General features: G+C 64.8%; 13 protein-coding genes and 1 pseudogene. 1 reads left to right on the forward strand and 13 read right to left on the reverse strand.

Annotated features, from left to right (window positions below; translation table 11 throughout):
- Nucleotides 1–101: 101 nt before the first annotated feature.
- Nucleotides 102–1,487 carry a DUF3999 domain-containing protein gene (locus PJW05_RS24895; protein WP_271409599.1) on the reverse strand — a complete coding sequence of 462 codons (1,386 nt, stop codon included), beginning with the start codon at nt 1,485–1,487 and terminating at the stop codon, nt 102–104.
- A complete protein-coding gene (locus PJW05_RS24900; RefSeq protein ID WP_271409600.1) occupies nt 1,484–5,062 on the reverse strand; it encodes a DUF2339 domain-containing protein in 3,579 nt (1,192 codons plus the stop codon). Before PJW05_RS24900 ends, PJW05_RS24895 begins: the two co-directional genes overlap by 4 nt.
- 261 nt (nt 5,063–5,323) lie before the next feature.
- Here PJW05_RS24900 and PJW05_RS24905 point away from each other — a divergent pair, with 261 nt between their 5' ends.
- Nucleotides 5,324–5,719 carry a YkgJ family cysteine cluster protein gene (locus PJW05_RS24905; RefSeq protein WP_271409601.1) on the forward strand — a complete coding sequence of 132 codons (396 nt, stop codon included), beginning with the start codon at nt 5,324–5,326 and terminating at the stop codon, nt 5,717–5,719.
- A 13-nt stretch (nt 5,720–5,732) separates the two neighbouring features.
- Here PJW05_RS24905 and PJW05_RS24910 read toward each other — a convergent pair whose 3' ends face one another.
- The 11 genes and pseudogenes from PJW05_RS24910 to PJW05_RS24945 form a co-directional block, all read right to left on the reverse strand.
- The gene (locus PJW05_RS24910; protein WP_271409602.1) at nt 5,733–6,662 is read right to left on the reverse strand and encodes a pentapeptide repeat-containing protein; all 930 of its coding nucleotides are present in this window, start codon (nt 6,660–6,662) and stop codon (nt 5,733–5,735) included.
- Between the two features lie 111 nt (nt 6,663–6,773).
- On the reverse strand, nt 6,774–7,688 hold the full coding sequence (locus PJW05_RS24915; protein WP_271409603.1) for a DUF808 domain-containing protein: 915 nt from the start codon (nt 7,686–7,688) through the stop codon (nt 6,774–6,776).
- 73 nt (nt 7,689–7,761) lie between these two features.
- On the reverse strand, nt 7,762–9,534 hold the full coding sequence (gene cptA, locus PJW05_RS24920; protein WP_271409604.1) for a phosphoethanolamine transferase CptA: 1,773 nt from the start codon (nt 9,532–9,534) through the stop codon (nt 7,762–7,764).
- A gap of 193 nt (nt 9,535–9,727) precedes the next feature.
- Nucleotides 9,728–9,892, reverse strand: a pseudogene (locus PJW05_RS26940) (hypothetical protein); the annotation flags it as partial.
- Between the two features lie 306 nt (nt 9,893–10,198).
- A complete protein-coding gene (gene imm45, locus PJW05_RS24925; protein WP_271409605.1) occupies nt 10,199–10,525 on the reverse strand; it encodes an Imm45 family immunity protein in 327 nt (108 codons plus the stop codon).
- Between the two features lie 5 nt (nt 10,526–10,530).
- A complete protein-coding gene (locus PJW05_RS26945; RefSeq protein ID WP_442969276.1) occupies nt 10,531–10,671 on the reverse strand; it encodes a hypothetical protein in 141 nt (46 codons plus the stop codon).
- 206 nt (nt 10,672–10,877) lie between these two features.
- The gene (locus PJW05_RS24930) at nt 10,878–11,864 is read right to left on the reverse strand and encodes an IS5 family transposase (protein WP_271409606.1); all 987 of its coding nucleotides are present in this window, start codon (nt 11,862–11,864) and stop codon (nt 10,878–10,880) included.
- A gap of 280 nt (nt 11,865–12,144) precedes the next feature.
- On the reverse strand, nt 12,145–12,588 hold the full coding sequence (locus tag PJW05_RS24935; protein WP_333908722.1) for a barstar family protein: 444 nt from the start codon (nt 12,586–12,588) through the stop codon (nt 12,145–12,147).
- Entirely contained in the window at nt 12,530–12,757 is a 228-nt protein-coding gene (locus PJW05_RS26950) for a ribonuclease domain-containing protein (RefSeq protein ID WP_442969193.1), read from the reverse strand. Before PJW05_RS26950 ends, PJW05_RS24935 begins: the two co-directional genes overlap by 59 nt.
- Before the next feature lie 95 nt (nt 12,758–12,852).
- Nucleotides 12,853–13,212 (reverse strand): hypothetical protein, encoded by a 360-nt coding sequence (locus PJW05_RS24940; protein ID WP_271409608.1) that lies wholly within the window; start codon nt 13,210–13,212, stop codon nt 12,853–12,855.
- Between the two features lie 558 nt (nt 13,213–13,770).
- Nucleotides 13,771–23,295 (reverse strand): two-partner secretion domain-containing protein, encoded by a 9,525-nt coding sequence (locus PJW05_RS24945; protein ID WP_271409609.1) that lies wholly within the window; start codon nt 23,293–23,295, stop codon nt 13,771–13,773.
- Nucleotide 23,296: the final 1 nt, after the last annotated feature.

Consider the following 23,296-nt stretch of genomic DNA (forward strand, 5'->3'; position numbering starts at 1 on the left):
CGTCCTGACCTGGTGAGGGGCCGCCTGCCGCGTCCCGTGGAATGACCGGAACAAAGATACATCAAAAAGCCACTATCGCCGTGTGGCTTTTGCGCCTTGCATCAGGAACGGGCCGCCGGCCGACGCAGCAGGCTGAAGGCCATTCCCCCCAGCAGTCCGACGCCCAACAGCAGCACCGCCCAGAGCCCGACGCGCTTCCAGACGACCTGCCCGGCGCCCTGCCGCTGCACCGGATGGAGGCCGAGCTGCGACGGTATCGCCAGCGCCTCGGCGCGTCCCATCGCTTCCAGGCGGGTGCTGTCGTAGCCCGGCACCAGGGTCGCCAGGGGCAGCTCTGCACGGGCAGCCTCGGGGTTGTCCAGGGCCAGGGTGAAGGGCGGTCTGCCACGGGCAAGGAACACCACCTGGGTCGCGTGCATGCCGACTTCCAGGCGCGGCACCTGCTGGCCGAAACCGCCGGCACGCGGGTCCACCGTCAGGCGCAATTGCTTGACCACCATCCAGCCGGGCAGCTCCAGCTCTTCCCGGGCCACCTCCCGACCCTCCTCGGGCAGCCGGTAGAGCAGTCCGGAGGCCAGCGGCTGCCATTGCGGGGCACCGTCGCGCCGTCCCTCCACCCGTACCGGCAACAGGCTGCCGGAACGCGCCACGGCAATGCGCAGGCGCTCGATGGGCAGGCCCAGGGGCAGCTCCCAGAGGTACTGGTCGTCCTGGCTGCTGAGCGGTTCCAACGGCGCGGACCAGGCCATGGCCGCCGGCAGGCTTTCACGGCTGGCACTGACCACCGTCACACCGGTCAGCTCCGGCGCCTGGCGCGGGCTCCGCCACAGCAACCGCAGGTAACGGGCGGAACGCCCCGGCAAGGCCACTTCGCGCTGGTCGATGCGCTGGTCGGCGAAGGACAGCCTGGCCACCTGGCCATCCCCCCAGGACTGCCAATGCTGCAGGTCGTCGCTGGCCTCGATGGTGAAACGCTGGAAGCCGTCGCCTCCGCCGCGCCAATCCAGGCTGAGTTTCTCCAGCGGCGCCTGCACACCGCTCGCGTCCAGCAACCAGCCACGCCGGTGCTCGCCCGCCGTCGCCGGGGCCTCCGGCACCACCTGCACCACGGTGCCGGTCGTGCTGCGCTCGATCCGCACGCCGGGCAAGGCCCCCGCCCCCTCGGCCGGCCCGTGCAGGGGGAAGCGGCGCAGCGCCTGCTCGTGGCGGGCGCGGCGCTCGCGAGCGCCGCTGCGCGTCAGGGCGTAGGCGAGGGTCTCGCCCTCGGCGTTGAACACCCGCAAGTCGCGCAGGTCGGCATGGCGCGCGGCGAAATGCAGGGCCATGGGCAGCTCCAGGCGATACCAGGGGCCCTGGCCCTCCAGGCGCAGCTCGACACGGGTGGTGAAATCCTCCGGCTGTTCGGCGGCGAGCGGCGCCTGGCAAACCAGCCCCAGGCCGGCCAGCAAGGCCAGGCCGACGCGGTACGGGTGAAAACTGACGTTCATGCGTTGATCCGCTCCTGTTCAGGTTCCGCGCGCCGGGGCGGCAGGGGCGCGAAATAGCCGACGACCAGCAACAGCACGCCGACGCCGATGAACGACACGATGCGCTCCAGGCCGCCACGATTGCCCAGCTCGACGAAGAACAGCTTGGCCACCACCAGGGCGATCAACACCGCGCCCACCAGCCAGAGCTCGCGGCGGGCCCGCAGGTGGCCGCCGACCATCAGGCCGAGGGCGATGCTGGTCCAGACGATGGACAGCCCGGCCTGCACCAGCATGGAGTCCAGTTGCGCGTCCACCTGGTAGGGCACGCTGCCCCAGTGGTGGGCACAGCGGAACACGGCGGCGGTGGCCAGGGCGAACAGCGAGACACCCGCCACCGCCTGGGGCAGCCAGCCTGGCAGCGCCGACAGCCCGAAGCGCGGCAGGCACTCGCGTAGCCAGAGGCAGACACCGAGCAGGGTGAACAGCAGGCCCAGCTCCAGCGGATTGAGCAGCGGCAGGAAGGGCAGCGGCTCAGCGCCGCCGTCGCTCCAGGCGTTGGCGGCCCAGAACCAGGCGAGCATCAGCAAAGCCAGCGGCAGCGACGCCCAGAGGCGGTACTCGCGCGGATAGGCCGCCACCGGCCAGGGCAGGCGCGAGCGCAGCGCCACCAGCAGCAGCCAGGCGCTCGGTAGCAACGCCCAGCCCAGCCAGCGCCAGGCGTTGTACTGTTCGGACAGCAGCATCAGCAGGTAGCGCAGTTCCAGCGCCAGCACGCCGAGCAGCAACCAGCAGCCCAGCACATGGGCGGCGCTGCGCGCACCGCTCGGCAACCACCCGTCCAGCCGGCGCAGGGCCCAGAGGTGCACGAGGAACAACGCGCCCCAGCCGGCCCAGCCAGCGTCCGCCGCCGGGTGATACTGCGGCTCCCAGGCAACCGCCAGCGCCGCCACCCCGGCCGGCGCCGGCAGCAGGCAGAGCAGCGCCAGCGCGCGCCACTGCTCACGCCTGGCCAGCCAGACGCAGAAGGCAACGCTCGCCGCAGCCAGCAACAGGGCCAGGGGCACCTGCAGGCCGGGTTGTGCGAAGCGACCGATCTCCGCCAGCCAGGCCAGGGCCCACCAGGCGGCGCTCCACACCAGCAGCACCTGCGCCAGGTGCGCGAGGCTGAGATTGCCCACGGCGGCCTCGTCGCGCGCCGCGCGTTGCAGGCGCCAGGCGCCCGCGAATGCCGCCAGGGCCAATACCGCCGGCGTCCAGAAGCCGGCATGGGCCAGGGGCCGCAAGCCCTCGTCACTCAGATCGCCCAACAGCAGCGGGCTCACCGCGAGGAAGCTCATGCCCGCCAGCACTTGCAGGAACAGCCCGAACCAGAAGCCGGCTCGCTGCTGCAGGCGCAGGCTGAGCCAGAGGATCAGCAGCCCACTCCCGGCCCACACCGCGCTGGCGGTGCGCCAGGGCAGCACGAAGAGCACCGCCAGGTTGACGAACACCAGCCCCGCCAACAGCACCAGCGACAGTCCGCGCAGCAACCGCGCATCGTCGCGCGCCAGCGGGTCGCGAGCGGCCAAGACCATCCCGGCGATCAGCGCCAGGCCGATCAGCGAGGCCACCATCAGCCCGCGCCAGCCCGGCTCGGCTCCGCTGCCCAGGCCCGAGCCCTCCAGGTCGAGCAGGAACACCGCGCCACCGAGCAGTTGCACCGCGAACGCGCTGAACAGGAATGCCCGCGAGCCCAGCCGCAGTCCGGCGAAAAGTGTCGCCAGACCGGCCAGGGCCCAGGCGATGGCCGTGCCTTCGGACGCGAAGATCAGCGGCGCCATCAGGTAGAGGAAGGCCAGCCCGGCGCAGGCGAGCCCCGGTGCAAGACGCCGTTCCAGATCAGTGGCAGCCTCGTCCGGCGCACGGTGCAGGTGCCAGAACACGAACAACAGCGCCGCGCCCAGCATCAGCGCGCCCAGGGGCGAGCCGTCCAGCAGGGCCTCGCCGCCCTCGCGCACACCGCCCAGGAACGCCAGCGCCGCGCCGAACTGCAGCAACAAGGCGAAGGCCCGCGCCAGCGGACGCCCCTGGCGCAGGCCGAGCCAGTAGATACCGGCGCCCTCCACCGCCCAGGCGGCGGACGTCCAGCGGGCATCCAGCCCCAGCGGAATGGCCAGGCTGCCGAACACCACCCCCAGGGCCAGGCAGGTTTCCACCAGCAACACGGCGCGGCCGGCGGTGCGCCCGGCGAGCCCGCGCGCCAGCAGGATGTAGAACAGCCCGAGGGCGAGGGCGCTGAAGGCCGCGCCGAACTCGATGTGGCGCACCAGTGCCACCTGCAGGCCGAAGCCGATGATCGGTGGGCCGAACAGCACGGTGCCATCCACCATGTCGCCCTGGCACGCGGACCAGCGCAGTAGCTCGCCGCGCGCCTGCGGCGCCGCCTCCGCCTCGGCCAGCTTGCGCCGGGCGAAGAGCAGGCCGATGCCCACGTACATCAGGAAGAACAGCACCAGGAAAGGCTCGGTGCTGGAAAAGAGGTCCGGCCGATAGGAACGCAGGCCCCAGGCGAATCCAATACCAAAGGTGCCGACGAAACCAACCAGGTTGAGCAGGCGCCAGGCCTTGAACCAGGCGATGGCGAAGATGCCGGCGTTGAGCAGCGCGAAATAGCTGAACAGCGCCACATGGTTACCGCTGCCGCTGGAGGTGAGGATGGGCGCGGCGAAACCGCCCAGTGCCGCCGCCGCGGCCAGCCCCAGGGCGTCCTGGGCCACGGCGAGGATCGCCGAGAACAGCGTCACCGCCACCAGCAGGCCGAAAGCCAGCTTCGGGTCCAGCAGCGGGTGCAGGCGCATGGCGGCAAATACCGTCAGGTAGAGCACCGCAATACCCGCGCCCTGGAGCATCAGGGCGTAATTGGGATTGCGCCGGCGCAGCCACCAGCCGAGACCGAGCAGGACGACGGCGGCCAGCGCCACCCCCGCGTAACGCAACTCCACCGGCACCACCATGCCCTCGGTGGCATAGCGCAGCAGGAAGGCCAGGCCCAGGAACAGCAGCACGACCCCGATCCGCAGCACCGTGTTACCGCCGAGCAACCAGTCGCGGGCAGCGGCGATCCCCCGCTCCAGCAGCGAGGGTTCACGCGGCTTGCGCGGTGGCGGGGGTGTCTGGCGCGGCGCCCGGGGCCGGGCCTCGCGCCCCCAGTCGTCGGCGGCAGCCGGCGCGGCTTCGGCAGCCTGGGCGGGCTGCGGGGCGGCGGCGGGACCGGCCGGTTCCGCCAGCTCGGGCGGCAACTCCCAGACCAGCTCGGCGTCGTCGTCGAGGGCGGGCTCCGGCGGGCGCTCGGCCTGTGGCGCCGCCTCGGGCGGCGCGGCCCACCCCTGCTCCAGCTTCAGCAGGCGCTCGTGGATGGCCTGGGTGCCCTTGTCGAAACGGGCGGTAAAGCCGGACAGCGCCTTGCGCAACTCGGCGTTCTCCCGCGCCAGCCCCTGGAGACGAATGGACTGCCCCAGTCCCAGCCCCATCAAGCCACCGAGCAGGGTACCGGTGACGCTTTCATCGATCCCGGCGCCGAAGGCCAGGCCAACCAGCATGAAAATCCATTGCATGCAGCGTGTTCTCGGAGGATTGAGCACCTGGGCCGCATCCATCGCAGCCACCCTTGGCCGGAAGCTACAGGCGAACCGGCGACTCCATAGAGACGCCTGTTGCCCGACTCACAGCTACAGCAATTTCCTATACCCCACCCTCAATGCAGCACAAATGCGGCAAGACGAAGAGAAATTTCACACTGCCCGACGGGAAACTGTTCACTTTTTCGCCGACATCGCTATGATGCCCGCCCCTCTCCCCTAGCCTGCTCGCCGACCATGAAGACCATGATGATCGTCGGTGCCGACCTCGACCGGACGGACACCTGGATCAAGTACGAAAAGACCATGTGCCACGCGTGCGCTTCCAGCTGCTGCACCATGCCGGTCGAAGTGCGTCTGAGCGACCTGATCCGCCTGGAACTGGTGGCCGAGTTCGAGCGTGGCGAGCCGCCGAAGAACATCGCCAAGCGGCTGATGAAGGACGGCGTGGTCGAGCGTTTCAACCAGAAGTCGGGCATCTTCACCCTCACCCGCATGGGCAACAACGACTGCTACTTCCTCGACCGCAAGAGCCGTCTGTGCACCGTCTACGACAAGCGCCCGGAAACCTGCCGCAACCACCCGCGCATCGGTCCGCGCCCCGGCTACTGCGCGTTCAAGCCGAAGGACTGAGCGCGGCCACGCCCTAGCGGGTCATCTTCTTCACGAACACCACCACGAACAGCGCAATGGTGAAGCTGCCGACGAAGGCCTCGAAAGCCGCCAGCGGCCGCGACAGGCCCAGCGGCACGATGTCGCCGTAGCCCAGCGTGGTGAAGGTCACCACGCTGTAGTACAGGCAGGCGCCCAGCTCCTCGAGGTTGGTGCGCAGGCCCTGGTCCAGGGAAAACGCCAGGCGCACCTCGCCGTGGTGGATGCCCACCACGAAATACAACAGCGCGCACAGCAACACGAACCCCAGGGAAAACAGCACCACCCGCAAGGGTTGCTCGCCATAGCCGCAGAACAGGTCCACCAGCCAGGAGAAGAACCGCTGGCCGGACCAGCGCGGCATCTGCAGGCGACGCATCATCATCTCGCGGTAGAAGAAGCGCCCGGCATCCTCGAACAGCCCCGCCTTCTCCAGGTGGATGCGCAGGTTGCGGTACACCTCCTCGGCCTGCTGCAGCAGGTCCATCATCTGCGCCGGCTGGCGGTTGCGCTTCGCCTCGCGGGCTTCGCGCTCCTGCACCACCCGCTCGTCCCAGAGCACGTTGTCCAGGCGCGCGCCGTCAAGCTTGACCCCCAGCAAGTTGGCGTCGCGCAGGTCGGCGCAGTGCAGGTTGGCATCACGCAGGTCGGCCTTCATCAGCGATGCGCCGCGCAGGTTGATGGCGAACAGGTGGGCGCCGCGCAGGTCGGCACGGTAGAGATCGCTGCCGGAAAGGTCGTAGCCGGTATGGCTGCCCCGGTGCACCAGGTCCAGGCCGGCCAACTTGCAACGCTTCAGGCAGAACCCCTGCATCGGCGCGCCGCTGCGGGCCCGCGCCTCCAGGGCAGGGGCGAGCCCGGACTCGTCCGACTTGTCTCGCTTGGCATCCCGCCAGAACTCGTCCTCATGGGGGATGTCGAGCATGTTGGCAAACCCAGGGTGGGGACTTTCAGCCTAGCCCAGGCGCTGAGTGGGAGCGATTCCAACTGCGCACGAATCTGCTCCCACGGGATTGCGATGAGGGTGGACCATCAGTCACCCCCTGACGGCGGCAATCACCTTCTTCACCAGGCTCACCCCGGCCAGCACCAGCGCGCCGGAAACGATGCCCGCCAGACCGTCGACGAGCACCTGCACCAGCCAGGCGAAGCCGCCCGCCGCGTGCAGTAGCGGCTCCAGCAGATGATGGGCAGCGGGAATGCCGTGGAGGATGATGCTGCCGCCCACCAGGAACATTGCGGCGGTGCCCAGCACCGACAGGCCCTTCATCATCCAGGGCGCGGCGGCAAGAATGGCGCGGCCAATGGCCTGGGCCACCGAACCGGCCTGGCGCACCAGGTAGAAACCGAGGTCGTCCAGCTTGACGATGCCGGCCACCAGCCCATACACACCCACTGTCATGATCAGGGCAATGCCCGCCAGCACCGCCACCTGTGTGCCAAACGCCGCCGCGGACACCGTGCCCAGGGTAATGACAATGATCTCGGCGGAGAGAATGAAATCGGTGCGGATGGCACCCTTGATCTTGTCCTGCTCCAACGCCACCAGATCCACCGCCGGATCGGCCACGGCCTCGGCCAACTCGGCATGGTGCCGAGTGTCCTCCTCGCGGCTGTGCAGCCACTTGTGCGCCAGCTTCTCGAAGCCCTCGAAGCAGAGGAAGGCGCCGCCCAGCATCAGCAGCGGGATTACCGCCCAGGGAATGAAGACACTGATCAACAGCGCCGCCGGCACCAGGATGGCCTTGTTCAGCAGCGACCCCTTGGCCACCGCCCAGACCACCGGCAGCTCGCGCTCGGCACGCACCCCCGTGACCTGCTGGGCATTCAACGCCAGGTCGTCGCCGAGCACGCCCGCCGTCTTCTTGGCGGCGACTTTGGTCATTACCGAAACGTCATCGAGCAGGGTGGCGATGTCGTCGATCAGGGTCAGCAGGCTGGCTCCGGCCATGATGTGTCCTTGAAGGGGAAAGAAGGCGCCGCAGTCCGGCGAAGGCGAACTACAGACAAAAACGCCCCATCGGTCAACCCGGCGGAGCCTTTCTGCTCGCGCTCGCGCGCGCCCCGCTGACCACTTCCAGATCGCGCGGCTTGGCCTTGGGCTTGATCAGGCTGAAGTCGATCAGCGCCTTCGGCTGGTGGGGGTCGCCAATCAGCAGCGGGCGCGCCTGGAAGGCGGCGTTGACCACACTGCGGCTGGGGTCGAATTCGTCGAAGCGCAGCCCGGCCAGGTCCGCCCAGGTGTGGATGAAACTGGAGCTGCTATAGGGCCTGTCCAGGCTACCGCCAAGGGCCTGCGGATGCTCGGCGCGCCATTGCGACGAGCGCCAGAGCATGAAGGGAATGGTGTACATCGGCGCGGTGGGGGCCGCCTCGTTGCGGCCCAGCACCTGCGGATGCTCCGGGTCGAACACCGCCTCGCCGTGGTCCGACAGATAAAGCAGGAAGCCATTGGCGCGGCTGCCGGAGAGGCGCCCGATCAGGCTCGACACCACATGGTCGTTGAACAGCACGGCATTGTCGTAGCTGTTGTAGGTGGGCAACTGGTCGTCGGTGACGCTGGCCGGTACGCCCTGGCGGTCGGTGAAGCGCTCGTACTCCGACGGGTAACGGTACTGGTAGCTCATGTGGGTGCCCAGCAGATGCACCACGATGAACTTGCGCGGTGCCGGGTCGGCCAGCACCTTCTCGAACGGCGGCAGCACATCATCATCGTACTGACGGGCGTTCTGGTTGCGGTTGTTGTTCAGGTAGAACTGCTCGTCCGCCTGCTTGGAGAAGGTCGTGAGCATGGTGTTGCGCTTGGTCAGGGTCTGCTGGTTGGTGATCCAGTAGGTCTTGTAGCCCGCCTGCTTCATCATGTTCAGCAGCGACGGCTTGGTCAGGTAAAGATTGGGATTCTGCTCGTCGGCGAAGGTCAGCACCTGCTGCAGCGCCTCGATGGTGTACGGACGCGGTGTGATGACATTGTCGAAGACATCCAGTTGGTCACGGATGCGATCGAGGTTCGGCGTGGTCTCGCGCGGATAGCCATAAAGGCTCATGCGCTGGCGGTTGGTGGACTCGCCTATCACCAGCACCAGGGTCGCCGGCAGGCCGGCGTTGGCGTCCTTGAAATTGGTCAGCGGCGCGATGCGCGCATTGCCCTGCAACAGGTCGTCCATCTCCGCCAGTTGCTGGCGATACTGCCGGAAACCCACCAGCAGCTGCCAGGGCACCGCCGGCTCCATGCGCTTCTCGAAACTGTCGCGGGCCGCCGCGAAGCTGATGTTGCCCAGACTCTGCTTGACCGCCGGATAGCCCACCAGCGCCGCCAGCAACGCCAGGCTCACGACCATCGCCTTGCCACGGGGCAGGTGCACCGGGCGCAGACGTGTCCACAGCAGCACGGCGCCGGCGGCATAGCCAAGGAAGGCCGGCACCATCCACCAGGCGAAATAGTGGGTCAGGTACTCCGAACCTTCGGCGACGTTCGACTCGAACAGGATGAAGATGACGCTCTGGGAGAACTCCTGGCCGTAGATCAGGAAATAACCGAAGGCCGGCAGCGACGCCAGCCAGAGCAAGGCCCCGAGCCCCGCGGCAATGACGCGGGTGCGCGCCGGAAACAGCAGCACCGGGATCAGCCACAGGCCACTGAGCAGGAAAGCCTGGCGGAACCCGGTGAAACCGCTGGTGCCGGTGACCTGGATCAGCAGTTGGGTAACGCCCGAGAAATACCAGAAGAAGAGAAAAAGCCAGCCCAGGCCGGCCCAATCGAAAGGCCGCGCCTCGGCCTTGGCTGCATCGAACTTCATGAACATTCGCTCCCGTCGAGCCCTGACCAGTCGCCTGATCGAAAAGCAGGGAATATGGCTGCGAACGTGTGAAAAGTTCGTCAAAGGCAACGGGATCGGAACGGGTGGAACGCTGGAACCCTACGAGCCACACAAAGCCCGCCTCTAAAAGGCCCCGACCCGCTTGGTCGCCCCGAATGCCAGCGGAACATCCCTCGTCGCTGCACAGGCCTTCGATAAAACGCTGGCTAGTGCGAGCGGCAATGGCCTCGCGCACCAGGCGCTGCTCATAGAGGCCATCGCCCAGGCGCTTCTGTGCCGCATTGGGGTCGTAGCCGAGCTGGCCGAGCAGGTAGTCGGAGCTGCGGAATTGCTTGAGGTGGGGAGGAAACCAGAGGCTCCGTGCGGGGCGCCTCTGATTGTTGAATCAGCTGAATTGATAAAGAACGATCACGGATTCACCGGAGATTTCATGCTTAAGCCGGGTAGGCCGGCACGCTGTGCTCATCTGGAACCTGAGCGGACAGATAAACCGCCTGAAATTAGAGTACAGAAAATAAATCTGCCCCCTTTTCCACTTACAACTGGATCAGGCCGCATCAATTCAACGATGGGCTACCGTCTGCGGTGGCCGAAGGAAAACTTAACTCACTGTCCGGACTGGGTTGACCACTACAGCCAACTTTCAAATACCTACTGACAGAACGACTTGGTACCTGTCAATAAAGCAAACATCCCCTACCTCACATTCGGGATAAACCCACTTCGCCCAATTATCAATTAACCATTTCTTCCTTATCCCGCGACCTTCTAAAGCCACGCACTCACAAGGCAATCGAATCAAAATCAAACCGGCCTTATGACCTGATGAAACAACCAAAGCGTAAGGTGTCTCTTCATCTGACAAGTCAACAACCATCAAATCCACCTTCTCTTCATAAGGCCATCGCGCAGGAAGCCTCAAAATATTCCCGTTTCTAAGCTCCGCACTTTCCAAGTCCACCAACTTCATCATATTCACCTGACTTTTAATTCATGCCACCCCGATTTATCAACGCTGTTCAATATTGGAGCCAGCCCCATATCAACCTCCCCCATATGCTTTCCTCTCGAGCTAAGCACTTCAAATCTCCCATGCTGAGTATCGACAGCATATATCTTTCCATCACCCCCCTATAAACATCTCGCCCATTAACTCTTGAAAGCTTATTATCCTTGACCATCCCGAACTCAGTAGCAACGTCATTAGGGAAACTCCGAACAAGTCAACGACGAGCAGTCGATTGGCGACCGAATCGCTTTTTAGCCCGGTCTTCGGCGACAGGCTTCACCAGAAACCCGGCTTTTGACCGGGTTTCTGCGTTTTACAGGCGCACCTCTCCCGTTTCAGCCAGCAACTCTCGGCGGGCCATCCATAGATTCGACAGGGCGAACAAGGTGACCAGTTGCGCGGTGTTCTTGGCCAGGCCCCGGAAGCGCACTTTGGTGTAGCCAAACTGCCGTTTGATCACCCGGAATGGATGCTCGACCTTGGCCCACACCTGCGCTTTTGCCTTCTCGATCTTGCGCCTCGCCTTGTACAGGGCACTGCGTTTGCTCAGCTGTTTGTAGGTGCTGCGCCGGGCGGCGATCTGCCAGATGACCTCACGCCCTGCATGCTCGGCACGTTTCTCCACCCCGGTGTAGCCCGCGTCGGCACAGACCACGTTCTCCTCGCCGTGCAGCAGCTTGTCGACCTGGGTGACATCGGCCACGTTGGCCGCCGTCCCCTCGACGCTGTGTACCAGGCCGGACTCGGCATCGGCGCCGATATGGGCCTTCATGCCGAAGAAGTACTGGTTGCCCTTCTTCGTCTGGTGCATCTCCGGATCACGCTTGCCTTCCCGGTTCTTGGTCGAACTCGGCGCATGGATGATCGTGGCATCGACGATGGTGCCCTGGCGCAGCGACAACCCGCGCTCGCCCAGGTGGTCGTTGATCACCGCCAGGATGCCCGCGGCCAATCCGTACTGCTCCAGCAGGTGGCGGAAATTCATGATCGTCGTGTCTTCCGGGATGCTGCCCTGGGTCAGCGACAGCTGGGCGAACTGACGCAGCGAGGTGATCTCGTACAGCGCTTCCTCCATCGCCGGATCGCTGAGAGCGAACCAGTTTTGCAGCAGGTGGATGCGCAGCATGGTTTCCAGCGGATATGGCGGACGGCCATTGCCCGCCTTGGGGTAGTACGGCTCGATCAGCGACAACAGCCCGGCCCAGGGCACCACTTGCTCCATCTCCGCCAGAAAGCGCTCGCGCCGGGTCTGTTTGCGTTTGCCGGCGTACTCGGCATCGGAAAAGCTCATCTGGGTCATGCGACAGGGCTCAAGTTCTGCGGGGCGTCATTTCAGCAGATCGGTCGGCACTTTTCCGGAGTTTCCTTAGCTCATCCGGGGCGATGGTAAACACGGAGCGCGAGTTGGAGATTTCTCTGTTGAAGTGCCCATCTACAACATGGTCAAAACCCGCAGAGACTGGGTTGCCGTTATCACGAAGAGGAGTCGTTTCCGTACGGCCACTGGCTATATTTATACGAGACTGTACTCGGCCAGGAACCTGTATAGCAGCTTCGCCTGTCGCTTTTACACCATCTATTTAATTTCTCAAAATTTTCTCCACCACTGACCTGTCAGAAATGCGGAAGAAGACCTCCAATTCATGCTCCTGACTGCCTCCCCAATCAAGAGCAGAGTCTCGCAATATCTCCAGATAAACTTTCAATTCCTCTACCGGTAAACTTGGCAAGGCTTCATGTACAAGAACGACCTTGTAACATGGTATCCAACTAAGATCCCTCAGGCAGTCATACAAAGCATCCCAATTGAAACCAAAGTAGCCGGGAAACCAAAGTAGATAATAGAATGACTTTAGTAATTCATCCGATAAAGATGTCTGCGGATCAATTCGGACATAGAAGACCTCCGCAGCATCATACGAAGGAGGAGCATCAAAATACTTGAATGGAGACACCCTTAGCCCCTCATTTTTTAATCGGAATAAACGTTTTGTAGTGATCTGCCGTGCAATACATCTCACCACCCTTACCAACAACTATCCGCTGAGGCCCTGGACCTGAAATGCCAGGAGTAGGATGCACGTACTCCGTGTAGTAACCGGCTGGTTTTATCGGTAAGTCTCCGGCGCGATTCTGGAATATAGATCCATCATTTCGGTGGGGGAAAGAACCGCCTGATTTTATTCGATCCAAGGTTGGACCAAGATCAACAGTCCCTTGGGAAATCTGGCCTGTTTTTTGATCAACGACCTTAACACCATCAACGAAGCGCGTTGGCTCTTTTGTACCTATGAGTTTCCGATATAAATATTATTATCCGGAAGACTTATCACCCAAGGCTCATACAAAGAAGAGCAGAACACATCCAGCCTTCTACCATCAGAAAACACAACTGACGGATCAATTGGCTGAGCATCACTAATCCATGACATATTAACAACTGAAAGACCTATCAGCTCTTCTATCCGCACATCTGCGCCATCATCCCAGCATGCGAACTGTAGCTCTTTATCTTTGGATACTCTCCACGCACTAGTGGTAGTAAAGCTCCAATTCTCTCCAGAGATAATCAAAACATCTCCATCCCACTCAACACTCTTGATATAAAAAGGCAGAAAGGAAATAAACAGCTTCAAAAAATCAATCATTAGTCAACCTGCTCAATATGGGTTCTTTCTCTAATCCACTGTTTCCTTTCAGCTTTAGAAAGGCCTTTCGGTGGCTGTGGAGGCTTGCCCGTTGTCGGATCAACTGGCCCGCCATTAGCATTTTCAAACGAAGCTCTCTGGGGGCTACGGCCATCCGCTTGCATTACACGGACACGCGAACCGTCCGGCAACGTATATTGTGTACCGACCACTTTTCCGCTAGTTGGTGAAACTACAGGTTTTGACGGATATCCTGCAGCCTCAAAATTAGCAATCATCTGTGATTGGCTTTTAGGTAGCTCCACTCCAGACGCATGCTTAGCTGGTGTGGTTGCTTTTGCACCTTAGAGCCCTAAACCCTCGCGTTCCATAACTGCTTTCAACTCCATCGTTATCGTCAACGCCTCATCCATAGGGACCCCGGTCCTTAACAGATATTCTTGCCGACCAATTAGAGCAAAGGACTCCCGAAGACATGAAAGAACCAGTTCCAGTTCTCGCGAAGTCAAACTCAATAGAAAGTCTTCTCCAGAGATTTTTTGCAAGTCCATAAAAACCTCAATATGGAGCGGTTTTGGTAGGAAGAGTGGATGTATATTCTTTCCAATTCTTGGGTTGGAAAGCCGTACCTTCGCCGCCGTTCGGATTCCTGAACACAACAGTTCCTGTGCTCTCCTGAAGATAAACTGTCCGACCATCCTTGTAATACCGCACAGATGATGGATTAGTCATTACATTTTCTATATGGCTAGCAAATTGCTCGCGTGTCCGGATTCCCAGCCCCTTAAACTCGCCCTGAATAAGAACGTGCTTTTCGAATGCATGGCCTCCAGCTATTTCCTCAGCAGCTAGCCGGGTGCGAAGCTTAGCTGCATTCGCTGCATTTTCAGCACCAGTGCTAATCGTGGAGCTTCCTTTTGCACCACTAGCTGGCTTACCAGCGCCCACCATTCCAGCAATAAGCTGAGCCGCATTCGCCCAGAACCCGGCACTCGCACCATCACGTCCCACAACAACATTGTTAGTGATGATGTTCTGTGCGGTCTGGTTGCTCTCGGGGATGATCCAACCAATTGCGGCAGCCGCGCCAGCGTCCCCGCTGGATTTGACCTGCTCAGCCAACGCTTGAATCTTGGGAGCATCGGCCAACAGCTCGTTCGACAGCTGAACACACTTCTTCAGATCGCGCTGGCACAGCGAGTCGAGCTCGCGGTTTCGTTGCTCATCCAGTTTAGCCCAGCGCTCCTGCACATCGAGACGGCACCCCTCATCCGCGCAGGCAGCACGTTCGCTGAGCATCTGCTCAACTTCCTCATGCTTGAGGTAGTTGTTCACGGTCGCCTGTTGCGCGACCCACCCCGCTTTCTCCTGCGCCTTCTCATCCCCGCCCGCCGCCGCTGCCACCGTGATGCCGATCAGCTGCGAGGTCATGGCCAACACGCGATCATGCGCCTCACCGGGGAACAGGTCCTTGCCGAAGGTGTCGATCAGGGCTTCGTTGGCACCGGCTGCCAGAGCACCGGTCCTGAAGTCGCCGCCCGCCGCTTCGGCAATCAGGCCACCGACGATGGCATGCACGGCGACCTTGGTCGGCAGGCCGGTGCCGACCAGGCTGTCACCCACTGTCTGGTAGATGGCCCCACTCAGCGCATTGGCCGCCAGGTCAATAGCCGCCTGGGTCAGGTTGTCCTTGAACTTGCCACCCTGAAGTACCGTTTTTACCGCCGAGTTGACGGCAATCTGAAGCCCCAGGTTGGCCCCCCCGATTCCTCCGCTGACCCCCGCTGCGATGTAGCCCTTCAGGCTGTCATTGTCGAAGGTATCCTTCAGCGCCGCGCCCAGGTCGCCCTTGTTGTTGATGGCGCTGGTGGCCCCTTTGGTGGCCACGGAGGTGATGACGCTGGTCGCGGCAATATTGCCCCAGCCAGCTGCAACGCTGGCTCCGGCAGCGTTGGTACCCGCGGCGGCCATGGCGGTGCCTGACCCGGCGGTGGCATTCGCTGCAGTACCGACGGCCGCGCTGGCCGCCCCCCAGGTCAGGTAGGTCACAAGGACGGCAATCGCCAACTGTGCCCCGGCACCCAGTCCCGAATGGCTGTACTTGAAGCTGTCGTGGACTTCCTGCACCTGCCGCCAGTCCACATCCCCGCGCTGTTCCAGTTGCTTGATCCAGGCCAGGTTCGGGTCAGCCTGCACCATGGCGTCGATGGTCTGGCTCACCGTCTGCCGGTCGATGTGCTTGAGGTCGACCTTCAGGCCCTCCACCGCCCGGATGGCGATTTCGCCCTGGGCGATGAGTGCGCTCTGGCGTACCGTCTCGTCGGTGGTGCCTTTACCCTTCGCCGAGGTCCAGGCCAGGTCGCCCTTGCTCTTCTCATGGCTCTCCTGGTGCAGCTCCTTCACCGCTTCGAAGGCGATTTCGCCGCCGCTGGCCAGGGTCAGGTCGGCGCCGGACTCCAGCCTGGCCTTCTGGTAGCGCTGGTCGCCTTCGCTGACCAGGGTGAGGTCACCGCCTGTGGTGATGCGGCTGCCGACGTGGCGTACATCGGTGACTTCATCGCGCTGGGTCTTCTTGCTGCCAAAACTGCCTTTTTTCTTCTTGTCGTACAGCGAGTAGTCGCTGTCCTCAGCGGCCAGCAGGCTGAGGTCATTGCCGGCATAGAGGTAGGCGGCGTTGCCAGCCTTCAACTGGCTGGCAGTGAGGGTCAGGTCGTTGCCGCTGATCAGGCTCAGGTCACCGCCGGCGGTGATTGCGCTGCCCTGCTGGCGGACCTGCTCCTGCTGGATGTGGAGTTTCTTGCCACCGTGTTTGGAGTAGGACTCGTAGTGGCTTTCGTTGGCCGCCGAGGCGATGCCGAGGTCACGCCCCGCCGCCAACTCGATATCACCCCCGGCGCCGACCTGACTGGCGATGACCGCCAGGTCGCGACCGGCGTCGACCTTGAGGTCGCCGGCCACCCTGACGCCACTACTGTGCTGAGTGACGGTGGTGTCGCTCCAGCGCGATTTCTTGCCCCGCCCTTCACGGTGATCGAGTTCCTCGGCCGCGCCGATGAGCAGGTCGCGGCCGGCGCTGAGGCGGGCGTTGCCGCCGGCACTCAGCGTGCCGCCGATATTGGCCAGGTCGCGTCCGGCCGACAGGCTGAGGCTGTTGGCCGCTTCGATGCGGGCGGCGGAATTCACCACGTCGTCACGGTACACGTGCGACGGGCTGCCGCCCTGCAGGGTGGTCACCGAACGCTCGTTGAGGAGGTCGCCGGTGAGGGCGATGGCGCTGACGTCGCGCCCGGCAATGATCCCGCCCTGGGCATTGCGGATGCTGTCGGTGGCCAGCAGGTCGAGGCGATTGCCGGCCTCCATCAGGCCACCGTTGACGAGATTACTGGCGCTGGCGCTGAGGTTGGCGCTGGCACGCAGGGTGCCCTGGTTGGTCAGGTCGCCACCAGAGATCAGCGCCACGTCCTTGCCCTGGATCAGCGCACCGTTGGGCGCCAGCCGGCCATCGGCCTGCGCCAGGTAGAGCACCGGCACCAGCACCTGCTCGCCGTTCACCTCGTGCGCTTCCAGCCAGACGATGTCGTGGGTCAGCGCCGCCACCTGGGCCGCCGACAGGCTCACGCCGACGCTGAGGTTAAGCGACTGCTGGCTGGCGATGGCGTTGTCCATCAGGTAGCGGAATATCGCTTCGTCGCTGCTCAGGCCGTCGAGGAAGCGCTGGCCGGTGCGGGCGGCAATGGCCTCGCGCACCAGGCGCTGCTCATAGAGGCCGTCGCCCAGGCGCTTCTGTGCCTGGTCGGGGTCGTAGCCGAGCTGGCCGAGCAGGTAGTCGGAGCTGAGGAATTGCTTGAGGCTGGTGAGCTCCGGGTTGGTTTCGATCAGGTATTTGTGGGGCTTGGGCGGGCCCTGATTGGCTGGCAGGCCCTGGACGCGGGCAACGCTCTGCGCGCCGACGTTCTGGGGCTCGCCGTCGAGCGGGAGTGGGCGCCCTTGGGCATCGACCAGGACCTGCTCACGCTGGGCCAGGCCGATGCTGGCCGCGCCCAGGGCCCAGTTCTGTGGGCCTTGCGCGGCCTGGTCCACCTGGGCTGCGCTACCCTGGGTGTCGCTGAGACGGAACAGGCCGGTCGACCCGCTGGGCAGGCTGAAGCCCGGCAGGACCAGGGGATTGACCTGCTGCTGGGCGAGATCGGGCGGAAGTTGGCCGTTGAGACTGGCCGGGGTGGAGAGGCTGTTGGCGCCGGTGCCGGTGTCCTGCACCCGGTTGCTCCCCGGCGCCCACGGCGCCGCCGGCCGCACGAGGCCGTTGTCAATGTCTTGCGTCGCACGGATATCGATCTTGCCGCCGGCCTGGATGATGGCCGGGGCTACCACGGTGCCAGCGGTCGACAGGGTGCTCTCGCTCTGCTTGACGCCGATGAGGATGCTGTCGGCGGACATCCGGCCGGGATCGTAGTCGGCCGAGTCCGGGTCGTTGTAGCGGTTGTAGAGCCCCTGGTTCTGGACGAAGCCCCAGTAGGCAGCATCGCTCCGGGTGTAGATCTCATAGTGCCGGTAGCGCTCGTAGCCGCCGGCAGCACCGAGGTTGCTGAAGCTATTGGCGGAGACGCTGATGTCTCCGCCCGCGGCGACCAGGCTGTACTGGTTGATGAAGCTGTCGCCCTGGAACACCAGGTGGCCCCCGGCAATCAGGTTGGCGCTGGCGGAGTCTTCGGTCACCGCGACCTGGTAGGTTTCGCGGACGTTGTAGAGCGCCCAGCAGTGCTTGCCCTTGCAGTTGTCGGTGGCCGTGATGGTGATGCGCCCGGACTGACGCTCCATGCCCGCCACGAATACGTCCTTGCGGTTGGTGAGCTGCGCCACCTTGAGGGACATGTCGCCCTGGCTTTCCAGGGTGGCGGAGAGGTTTTCCAGTACGGCGCTGCGCGTGCCCACATCGTCGGCGGCGATCTCCAGCGTGCCCAGGCTATAGATGTCGGCATACCGGTTGCTCAGGCTGGCCACTCGCAGCGCCATGTCGCCGCCGCTGAAGATCAGGCCGTTCTGGTTGAGCAGGTTCGGCGTCACCAGGCGCAGTTGTTGCGCGCTGCCCAGGGTGCCGTAGTTCTGCAGCGCGCCGGCGTTGACGGTCAGGCCGCTGGCCGAGGTCATCACCCCGCGGTTGCTGAGCAAGCCGCTCACCCAGACGCTGGTCGCGCCGCCACCGGTGATGCGACCGGCCGTGGGCAGGTTCAGTTGGGCGGCGCTCAGGCCGAGGTCGCCCAGGCTGGTCACTCGCCCACTGCCGCTGTAGGTGCCACCGAGGCTGAGGTTGAGCACGCCGTCGCTGGCGATCAGGCCATCGTTGGTCCAGTTGCCACCGGTGCCGGTGAACACGCCGCTGGCCAGCAGTTGGCCGTCGGCGGTCTGCTGCAACTGGCCGACGTTCAGCGTCAGGCGGTCGGCCTGGATGACCGCATTGTTGGTCCAGCTGTCGCCGCTCAGGGTCCAGTCGCCGCGGGTGACGAAGCTGCCGCCGGCGTTGGCGACGCTGGCCAGGGCGACGTCGAAGTGGCCGCTGCCGACGTGTAACAGCTGGCCGCCGCTGTTCAGCATGCGGCCCGTCGCCAGGCCAAAGTCAGTGTTGGCGATTTCCAGTGTGCCGCTGCGGTTGTCCAGCAGGCCACTCACCGTCAGTTGACTGCGGCCGACACTGTCCAGGGCGCGCAGCTGGCCGCCCTGGTTGTCCAGCGAGGCGGCGGCCAGGATCAGGGTGGTATCGCTTTCGATGATCCCGGAGCGGTTGTTCAGGGCACCCGCCAGGCTGAAGTCCACACGCCCGGCGGCGATCTGCCCGGCGTTGCTCAGGCTGCCGCCGGTGAGCTGGAGCCGTTGTTTGGCGAAGAGCGCGCCCTGGCGGTTGTCCAGGCTGGCGACACTCAGCAGGGCGTCGCCGGCCAGGGCCGAGAGGTGACCGCCCTGGTTGCTCACGGATGCAGCCGTCAGGTCCAGCGAATGCCCCTGGATCACCCCGCCGTTGCCGGCCTGGATGCCGTTGTCGAGCCAGCCGCCAAGGCGGGCTTTCACCCACCCCTGCAGGCTGGCGAGGGTGCCGCCACGGTTGTCCAGGTTACTGGCGCTGATAGCCAGGCTGCCCGCCTGGCTGAGGGTGCGCCCACCCAGGTTGGCGAAGGCGCCAGTGGCGATGGTCAGGTCGCCCTTGGCCTGGATGGAGCCCAGGTTGTTGTCGAGGCTGGCGGACTGGATGGCGATGTCCGCGTCGCGGCTGTAGATCAGGCCGTCGTTGTCGTTCTGCACGGCACCGCTGGCGCTCAGCAGCAGCGCACCGTTGGCGGCGACGGTGCCGCGATTGCGGTTGTCCAGGCTGCCGATGAGCAGGGTGAGCGGGCCCTGGCTGGCGATCTGCCCGCCCTGGTTGTCGATCTGGGTGGCGCCCTGCAGCAGCAGCGGACCGACGCTGGCGAGCTTGCCATTGGCGTTGGCGAAGGTGCCAAGCAGGTTGAGGCTGAGCGCGGCATTGCCGGCGATACTGCCGGCTCGGTTGTCCAGGCTGGCGCTGTCCAGGGTGAGCGCCTGCTGCGCCTGCACGGTGCCGGCGGCGTTATTCAGGCTGGCAGCCTTCAGGTTCAACTTCGCGCCGCTGTCGATCTGCCCGCCCGCGCTGTTGTTCAAGGTCGTGGTGACGTCGAGGTGCTGGTCACCACCACTGGAAACGACGCCCTGGCCGCTGTTGTCCAGGCTGGCGACCCTGACGTCCAGGCGCCCCTTGCTGGCCAATGCGCCCTCGCCGCTGTTCTGCAGGGCGCCGCCGAGGTTGACGGACAAATTGCCGTCACGGCTGGACAGGGTGCCGAGATTGCGGTTGTCGAGGCTCTGGCCACTGACGGACAGACCCTGCCAGCCGGAGAGCAGGCCGCCCTGGTTGCCCAGGACGGCTCCCGTCAGGTCGAGCTGACCGCTGCTGATCAGTTGGCCGCCGGTGTTGTCGAGGTTGCGCAGGACCAGGCTGAAGCCCTGGCTGCTGCTGATTTCGCCGCGCTGGTTAGCCAGATCGCGCAAGCGCGATACGCTCAGCGGTCCTTGGGCGACGATCAGGCCGCCCTGGTTGTCGAGGTCGCCACCGTTGAGGTCGAGGCTGAGGCCGGCCGCACCGATCAGGCGACCCTGGCGCTGGATCAGCCGGTCGATGACCAGGCCCAGCGCACCCTGGGCGGAGACTTCGCCCCCCGCGCTGGAGTCGAGCGAGGAAGCCTGCAGGTCAAGGCCGCCCCGGCTGTTGATCAGACCGTTGTCGCGGTTGTCGATGCTCTGGGCACGGAGGTCGAGGGCTGTGCCGGCGAGCAGGCTGCCGCTGCGGTTGTCGAGGGCGCCGGCGTTCAGCGAGAGCGTCTGTGCCGCGTTGATCAGGCCCTGCTGGTCGTTGACGAGCAGGCCTGCGACTTCGACGCGGGTGTCGCCACGGCTGGTCAGGGTGCCGCCGCCGTTGGCCAGACTGGCCGCACGAACGTCGAGTTGCGCACCGGCGATCAGGCCCTTGAGGTTGGCCAGCGCCTGGTCGATGCGCAGGGTCAGGGCCTGGGCGCTGAGCAACTTGCCGCTGGCGTTGTCCAGGCTGCGGGCGGCCAGGGTGAAGGCCCGCTGGCTGGAGAGCTCGCCGCCCTGGTTGTTCACCCCGCCGAGGTTCTTCAGCAGCAACTGGCCGGGGGCGTTGATCAGGCCCTGGCGGTTATCGAGGTCACCGCCCTGGAGGTCGAGGCTGAGGTCGGTGTTGCTGAACAGCTGGCCGCCCTGCTGTTCCAGGCGAGCGGCGCTGGCGGTGAGCGCCCGGTCGCTGCCGATGCGACCGGCGTTGTTGATGAGTTCGCCAGCGGACAGGTTCAGCGCATCGGCGCTGGTCAGTTGCCCCTGGCTGTTGTCGAGGCGGCCCGTGGTGAGCTGGGTCTTGCCCTTGGCGGAGAGCACGCCCTGGCGATTGCTCAGGCTGGCGCTGGCCAGCGTCAGGCTGCCGTCCGTCAGCACGTGGCCGCCATCGTTGTCCAACGTGCCCCGGCTGACCAGGGCCAGGGCACCGGCGCTGGACAGGCTGCCCGCACGGTTGTCCAGGCGGTCCACGCTGATTACCAGCGGTCCTTCGCTGCCGATGAGGCCCTGCTGGTTGCTCAGCGCCTCGCCGAGGGTGATGTGCATGGCCTGCTGGCTGAGCAGGCGGCCGCCGCGGTTGTCCAGGCGCGTGCCGTTGAGGTCGAGGGTGGTCTTGCCGGCAATCAGGCCCTGGCTGCGGTTGATCACTTGCGCCACTGCCAGTTCCAGGCGGGTGCCGGCGAGCAGGCGGCCAGTGTCGCTGTTGTCGAGCTGTTCGCCGGAAAGCTGGAGGGCCTCCTGGCTGGAGACTTCGCCAGCGCGGTTGTCCAGGGCGCCGACATCGAGAGTCAGCGCTTTGGTACTGCCCACCAGGCCACCCTGGCGGTTGTCCAGGCTGGTGGCGCGAATCCGGGCGGCACCGCCGCTGGCGATTTCGCCGCCGCGGTTGTGCAGCGTGCCGGCGTCCAGTTGCAGGTCTCCGTGGCTGCCCAGCAGGCCGGCGTCGTTATCCAGGGAGGCGCTGGCGGTCAGTTGCAGGCGCTGCTCGCCGATCACCTTGCCGGCACGGTTATCCACGCTGTTGGCCTGCAGGTTTGCGATGGTCTGGCTGGAGACCTCGCCACCCTGGTTGTCCAGGTGGCCGACATTGGCCTGCAGTGCGCCGGCACTGGTGAGCAATCCAGCCTGGCGGTTGTCCAGGTGGTCGGCATTCAATTCCAGTTCGCCCTTGGCCAGGACCCGGCCCTGGCGGTTATCCAGCGTGCCGGCGCTGACCTGGGCGTTGCCCTGGGCGCTGAGGGTACCGCCCTGATTGTCCAGGGTCTGGCTGGCCTTGGCATCGAGGTTGCGACTGGCCACCAGGCTGCCGCTGTTGCGCAGGTCCTTCGCCGTGACCTGCAGATCGCCGGAGCCATTGCGGCTGTTGTCCGGGTTGACCCCGGCCTCGATCACGCCCTGGTTGCTCAACTGTCCGCCACTGGAGAGGCGAATCCCGTTGCGCGCGGCGAGGCTCTGGCGGTTGTCCAGGTTGCCCTGGGTGTTGAGCGTCGCGCTGCCGCCGGCGTAAGCCGGGCCAGTCAGTTCGGCGCTGTGGGCGTTGACCCGCAACTCACCACGGGCCGCCGTCTGCGCCAGGGTCAGCTTGCCGTTGGCGTCGATCTGGATGTCGCCGCCACTGGCGGCCAGGTTGCCGGCCAGCTTCACGCCCACCCCGGCCTCGGTGCCCACCAGGCGGATGGCGCCGGCGTACATGCCGCCCAGCGCGGAGCTGTCGATGGCCAGCGCCGGCCGGGCGCTGCCGTCGTCGGCGCGCGGGGTGGCGGCCAGGTTGTCGGCCTGCACGTCGTTGCGCCCGACGACAATGTTCAGCTTCTGCGCGTGAAGCTCGGCGTTGAGCTTGGCGCTGCGGGTGATCAGGTCGAACTGGTCGACATTGCTGGCGTTGAGGCCGGTGCCTTCGAGGGCGATGTCGCCGCCGTCCACCTGGAAGCGCTGCAGTTGGCCGCCTTCGACGACCGGCTTGCCGGTGGTCAGGGTGGCGCGCGGGGTGTTGATGAAGCCGCAGCCGTTGCAGGTAATGCCATGGGGGTTGGCGACGATCACCCGCGCCGACTGGCCGGCGACCTCGGTGTAGCCGTTGAGCTGGCTGCGGTTGCCGCCAGTGACTTCGTTGAGGATGGTGCTGGCGGCGCGGCCCTGGAGGTTGGGGTTGCCGATAATCAGGCCGCCCAGTTGGGTGGCCTGGGTCTTGTCGGTGACGTTGTTGAGGATCAGGCCCTGGGGGCCGACGTTGTAGTCGCGGAACTGGTTGTGCGACAGCCCGCTGCCGTTGGGGGTGGCGATGTTCACCACCGGCACGCCGTTGCCGGCCTGGCCCAGTTGGGTGTTGCCGGCGGACGCCGGGTCCAGCGCCAGCTCGGCGGCGGCGGCGACGATCGGGTTGAGGAAGAGGATGCCGGCCAGGGCCAGGGCGATGCATTGGTTGAGGGGGCTGCGAACGTCCATG

This window comes from Pseudomonas sp. Q1-7 (assembly GCF_028010285.1).
Taxonomy (GTDB): domain Bacteria; phylum Pseudomonadota; class Gammaproteobacteria; order Pseudomonadales; family Pseudomonadaceae; genus Metapseudomonas.

Excerpts from the sequence above, each read along its gene's own strand:
- PJW05_RS24895 (WP_271409599.1), bottom strand. The coding sequence starts at position 1,487 with ATGAACGTCAGTTTTCACCCGTACCGCGTCGGCCTGGCCTTGCTGGCC.
- PJW05_RS24900 (WP_271409600.1), bottom strand. The coding sequence starts at position 5,062 with ATGCAATGGATTTTCATGCTGGTTGGCCTGGCCTTCGGCGCCGGGATC.
- PJW05_RS24905 (WP_271409601.1), top strand. The coding sequence starts at position 5,324 with ATGAAGACCATGATGATCGTCGGTGCCGACCTCGACCGGACGGACACC.
- PJW05_RS24910 (WP_271409602.1), bottom strand. The coding sequence starts at position 6,662 with ATGCTCGACATCCCCCATGAGGACGAGTTCTGGCGGGATGCCAAGCGA.
- PJW05_RS24915 (WP_271409603.1), bottom strand. The coding sequence starts at position 7,688 with ATGGCCGGAGCCAGCCTGCTGACCCTGATCGACGACATCGCCACCCTG.
- cptA (WP_271409604.1), bottom strand. The coding sequence starts at position 9,534 with ATGAAGTTCGATGCAGCCAAGGCCGAGGCGCGGCCTTTCGATTGGGCC.
- imm45 (WP_271409605.1), bottom strand. The coding sequence starts at position 10,525 with ATGAAGTTGGTGGACTTGGAAAGTGCGGAGCTTAGAAACGGGAATATT.
- PJW05_RS24930 (WP_271409606.1), bottom strand. The coding sequence starts at position 11,864 with ATGACCCAGATGAGCTTTTCCGATGCCGAGTACGCCGGCAAACGCAAA.
- PJW05_RS24940 (WP_271409608.1), bottom strand. The coding sequence starts at position 13,212 with ATGATTGATTTTTTGAAGCTGTTTATTTCCTTTCTGCCTTTTTATATC.
- PJW05_RS24945 (WP_271409609.1), bottom strand. The coding sequence starts at position 23,295 with ATGGACGTTCGCAGCCCCCTCAACCAATGCATCGCCCTGGCCCTGGCC.